Raw genomic sequence first — 5510 nt, 5'->3', positions numbered from 1 at the left:
GCCACGTCAAACACGCCGGCATCGGAAACGCTCGCATTGCTGCGGACCAACGAGACACTTTCACCGAACCACTCCACTCGGGTGATGAAACGCTCGGTCGGCAAACGTGAAATCGAACCGCCCCGCCGATCCACCCGCGCACCGCCCTGCCCTGCCCCGCCCGGTGATCGATCACCGAGCGACAATTCAAAATCGGCCGTTCCCTCGCAATCCACTTCGATTCGAATTCGAAATCGATCCGGCAGATCGATGCCTGCGACCGCCGTCGATTCCGGGACGGTGCATGCCATGCCCTGTTCGGTAAAGCTCCACCCCGTTTCTCGACGAAAGCGATAGCGAGCGTCGGACAAGGCCAGAATCTGATGCGGCATGCTCGCCTGGTCGACGATACGAACCACGCGCTGGGCGGCAAACGAAACCCGCCCCAAGTCTTCGGTTTCGAGCGCGATCACTCCGTCTAACCATGAGGCGACGTTGCCCACGAATCGGCTGCCGTCGCTCAACAGAAATGCAAACGTGTTGGTGGAAGTATCAAGACCATCACCTACAACACTGCCAGCGTTCAAGGGTTCGCGACGAGCCTCCAACAGATTCTCGGTCGAGATTTCGATCGGCTGGGCGAACCGTGTGCTGTTGATCCGCAGCCTCCCCGGCTCCTCGGCGGCGGACAACGTACCGTCAATGTTGCTGCCGTCGACCAGCAAAAAACGCAAGCCGGGATCGTCAGCGGACGCATTCCCCACCGAACCGATCAACAGGAACAAGACACCGACCACGAGCGCGCAGGCGGCTGATGTCAAACGATCTGCAACCGTCTGGCGCAAGCCTACGGGCCCAACGCCATCTGATCGCACCCGGATGTCTTGAAGGTTATCGTTCATAGATCGGCAAAAATCGATAGTTCACAGCCAACGCCAACAAGGACATCGACGTGCTGTTGGTGACACCGAGATCTCCGTCAAAACTTCCGTTCGGCTTCTGGTCACGTTTGAGTCGTTGGATCAGCCGATCGTTCCACTGTTTCCAAACCGCAACGTCCGATTGGAAGTACGCCTGGGCTTGATAGTAGCGGGCGTATTCGGGCCACAACGGCTCGGCGTCGCGGTTGACAACGAGGTACTGCAACGTCGACTGGTAGGCCTGTAACTCTTTTCGTCCGGCGATGGCGAGCACGAGGTTCACGATGCTGCTGCGGGCGACCGATTCGCCACCACCGCCTTCGCTTGCACTGGTGTAGCCGACCGAGCCGTCTTCGGCTGTCATCGAAACGAGGTAATCGATCGCCCGATCAATTGACTCATCCGGCACCTCGATTCCCGCGTTGCGTGCGGCCAACAAGCCCATCACGACGGCGCCGGAGACGGAGGTGTCGGCATCGCTCGCGTTAGGAGCGTAACGCCATCCGCCCCGGCGATTGTTCTTTTGTGCCGTCAGCGCCGCGCGAACGGCCAGCTCCACCGCTTCGGCGAGACTGCGCTGGGACTCCCGCTCGCCGGGCGGATACAGATCCGAGTCGTCGACCACACCGTAGGCTTCACAAAGTGCCAGCATTGCGAACCCGTGATGATACATGCTGGGAGAAATGTAACCGGTCACCGCGGACTGGCCGGCGATGATGTGCCGCAACCCTTTGCGGATCACGTCGCGATGCGGACCAAAATTGGGGTCTTCTCCGGAAGCCAAAAAGGCCAGCACGACCAGCCCCGTCGTTCCCGGTCCGACGCCCTCACCGGCCGGCCACGTCCCCCGCTCGTCCTGGGTCTGCGTCAGAAACTCCAGCCCCTTGGCATAGATTTCATGCACGTCACGCGAGACCATCTCTCCGACATTGGTCGACGCCGGCTCCGGAGAGGGCACACGAGGGGCCTGGGCGGTGGCTGACAGCGCGCCAACAAACGTCACCGCACAAGTCAAGACGATTGAAGCGATCCATCGGCGAGTGACCCTCGCATGGCCTGTCCAGAAAGCGGTGCGAAGGCAGCCGGCGCGCACCCATGCAACTTGTCGTAACGGCAACACCCAGAGAGTCAGCATGCCCATTGGCCTGTTCATTGCCCCGCCTCCACGGCCGCTGCCGACCGGCGTTGTTCCAGCTGATCAAAATACCGATCCAAACCCGCTCGCCATCGTTCCGGCACCTCGTCACGGTCTCGCCCGACGGACAACTGTGTTTCCGATTCACGAGTGATGGCGAGTTGATTGAGCCCTTGACCCAGCAACGCGATCGCCGCCTGATCGGTCTCGCCGCCCTGCCCTCCCCCGGCGCTTCCTCCGCCACCGCCGCCGCCCTCGGGGCTGATCTTGTTACTCCGCAACAACAATTCGATCGCTTCGGTTTGCGCCGCGATCGCGACCGGTCCGGTTTCGGGCGTGACCAATGTCTTCGACGCGTCGACCATCGCGGCACTGGCCAACCCCAGCACTTCGATCTCTTCTCCAAAATTCAACAACCCGTCCGGCAATGCCTCGATCCCGTCGACGACCGCGTCCAAACGATCTCGCAACAAATCCTGTGATTCACTCAACCGAATCGCCTCGCTGACGTAGTCCGCTTCCTGCATCGCCTCGCGTCCCTGATCAGCGACGCGCGTCTGTTCGCGCAACGTCACTTCGGCTTCCAAGATCCTCAACACTTCCACGATCACCGCCGGCGAAAGCGACTTTTTATTCTGTGGTCCCGATTCAGATTGCTCGGAACCCGGATCCACCAAGTCATCGGCCCAGCGATCCAAGTTGTCCGACCAATATTCGGCCGCGGAGATCGAAACGCCGGGCCGCGACGGGACTCGTTCCTGCAACGCTTTGAGTTGTTCCAAGACACGCGCCTGTGTCATTTCATCCAACACGGACTGAAAATGTTCGATCTCGCGTCGCTGACAAAACGCTTCCAAGTCGTCCAGCACCGTGCGAACCCGGGCCGCCGACTCGATCACGTCGGCAACAACCGACTGTAACACCTCGCCATTCGATTCGGCGGCTTGGCCGAAGGTGGATTCGATGCTTCGTCCCAGCTGCATGGCGACCCGATCCTGTAACCGGCTGACCGATTTCAAACGTTTGACCAGTGTGCTGCCTTCCATGTTCCCCATCAGCGTTTTGAGTTCCTCGGCAACGGCATCGAATTCCGCGACCAGGTCGGTTTGATCTTCGATGGCGATCGTCAAGCTGTCTTCTTCCGATTTCTCGCTTTCACTCTTGGGCGACCGCTTGGACGTATCAACGATCGTGGTGCCCGCCAAACTAATCCGCTCGGATGATTCCCCGTCAGCCTCCTGCGGTGAGTCGTCGGCGACATCACCATCACTCGACTCGGCCAACGTGCCTTGCGAGCTTTCCTGCCCCGCCAGTTCCGCGAACTTTGATTCTTCGTCTTCTTGCTCGGACGCTTGCTGCAGCAACTCGGCGACGCGCGGCATGCGATCATCGGACATCTCTTGCAACGTCTGGATCGTTGCGGCGAGCTTTTCGACATAGTCCACGTCGACTTGATCATTCCGCGCCGCCTGTCGCAACAACGCTTCCCCTTCACCGGTCAATGCTTCCAGTTGCCGACCGTTGAATGCTTCCGCCCGCGCCTGCTCGGCCACCGCGTCACGCCAAAGGTCATCTCGCTCGGCGACGGCGACTTCGGCCAATTCGCGATTGCGAGAGAACAGATTCAGTTCTCGATCCCGAACATCCATCGCGGCCTGACGCCAACGAGCGAATTGGCCGGCGATCCAGACGGCGTGCTCATCGGCCGTCAACACGTGGATCGACAGCGGATCGGAATACACACGCTCGCGTCCCGGAAAGTCGTCTTCGGCCCAAAACCGCACGCTCACTTCACCCGGCGGAACCGACAGCGACGTCGCCTGAAACACCGCGGCCAACGAACCGCCCTCGTCGCCGGATCCCAGCACCCGTTCTCCCGACTCGGAACTCGAATCCGCGGACCACTGCATCCCGACTCGGCGGACGGCAAAGTCGTCTTGAGCCGTCACCGAGAAACGCAACGCTTGACTGTCCAACACCCGCGGCGGAATCGATTCGTTTTCGACCAGCAGTGTCGGCCGCTGATCGGGAACACGCTGCACCGTCACCGTCATCGGCTCGGCTGCCGCCAATCCGTCTTGATCGGTCCAGTGCAAACGGACATCTTCCGCCGATGTCCCCAGTTCCGCCACGAATTGATTCCCCTGCACAGCGACCGGCGTGCCGTCGACGGTTGCATCGGCCAAAGCCGACGAAACCGTCAACCGCAGCGTCGCCGCGGCGCCTTCGACGATGCGAATCACACCGGCGTCGTAATCGGTCTGCAGCTTGCCGCCGTCGATTCGCCCGGCCAAGTAATCCGGCAACCGAACCGTTGCAACGACGCTCGTCAATTGTGGCCGAAGCTTGGGGATCAATCGGACCCGGTGGCGTGCATCACCCACTTGAACGTCCGCGATCGAAGGTTCGAACAACCGTGGCAATTCGAACGAATAGCGCGCCGGACCGGAGTCGTCGGATCGAGTCACACGAGCGGTGGAGCGATGGGTTCCAATCCGAAGCGTCGCATCACGCGGCGTCCAGCGACTTTGGGAATCCAACGCCACCGTCCAATCTGACGGCTCGTCGCGTGGCACGACCCGCTCAGGCGGCAGCGGTTGCATCGTCACAAACGTAAAACGATCGATCGCAGCCGACGGAGCGAACAGTCGTGTCGCCGCGTTCCAAACCGCTTGCGGGGCCAACGCAACCATCAACACGGCGGACGCCAACAACGCCAACAATCCGCGTGTCATGACACGAAGATGAGAGTCGGGAAGCGCCTGCTGGAAATCTCGCGCCACCGCTTCATCGGCCACTTGTTCCAGCGCCGCGACACACAGCGTCACCGAACGAGCCTGCTCTGATTCACAGTCTGCCAATTCCAACGCACCGACCAAGTGATCACCAAATACAGGATCGCGCCGACGGATCACCTCGGCAACACGCAACGGTGACCGGCAATCCCAAATGGTTTGCCACAGTCGCATCACCGCAATGCCCATCGCCGCGGCGATCACCGCCAACAGCCCCCAGCGAATCGAGACGGGGGTTTCGACGAATCGGTCTGCAATCAGCAATACCCAAAACACGATCATGCCGATCAACAGAAAACGAACCAGATGATCACGCCCCACCAGCCACATCAACCCGCGCCGAAACTCGGCCAGTTTGTCAAGCAAACGGGCGGGAATCGCGATGTGATGGGATTGCCGGGTGGTCATGGAGGAGATGCAGGAAAGAGGGGTTAGCTGTTAGCGGTTAGCTGTTAGCTGTTAGCGGTTAGCGGTTAGCGGTTAGCGGTTGAAATCTGATATTTGAAACTTGAAACTTGAAACTTGAAACCTGAAACTTGAAACTTGAAACCTGAAACTTGAAACTTGAAACCTAAACCCCTCCCGCCCATTTTCTTCCGACCCAAAAGAGCGACAATCCGGCGATCATGGCCGACAGCACCGCGGGGTGATTCCACCACTGGATGCGTCGCACGGTGGAAG

The 5510-nt window shown here is 60.1% G+C and carries 3 protein-coding genes; all 3 read right to left on the bottom strand.

Annotation, left to right across the window (positions count from 1 at the left end):
- On the bottom strand, window positions 1-800 hold an 800-nt coding region (locus ABX749_RS19765; RefSeq protein ID WP_372897485.1), incomplete at its 3' end, for a hypothetical protein.
- A 70-nt stretch (window positions 801-870) separates the two neighbouring features.
- On the bottom strand, window positions 871-1818 hold the full coding sequence (locus ABX749_RS19760) for a prenyltransferase/squalene oxidase repeat-containing protein (RefSeq protein ID WP_372897484.1): 948 nt from the start codon (window positions 1816-1818) through the stop codon (window positions 871-873).
- A 230-nt stretch (window positions 1819-2048) separates the two neighbouring features.
- A complete protein-coding gene (locus ABX749_RS19755) occupies window positions 2049-5237 on the bottom strand; it encodes a hypothetical protein (RefSeq protein ID WP_372897483.1) in 3189 nt (1062 codons plus the stop codon).
- Between the last annotated feature and the right edge of the window lie 273 nt (window positions 5238-5510).

Source organism: Stieleria sp., from assembly GCF_041595215.1.
Lineage (GTDB): Bacteria > Planctomycetota > Planctomycetia > Pirellulales > Pirellulaceae > Stieleria > Stieleria magnilauensis.
The sequence above is the reverse complement of the archived record's forward strand: the minus strand, read 5'-3'. Positions and strand labels throughout refer to the sequence as shown.

Coding starts and splice junctions, on each gene's coding strand:
- ABX749_RS19755 (WP_372897483.1), bottom strand. CDS start 5,237: ATGACCACCCGGCAATCCCATCACATCGCGATTCCCGCCCGTTTGCTT.
- ABX749_RS19760 (WP_372897484.1), bottom strand. CDS start 1,818: ATGGTCTCGCGTGACGTGCATGAAATCTATGCCAAGGGGCTGGAGTTT.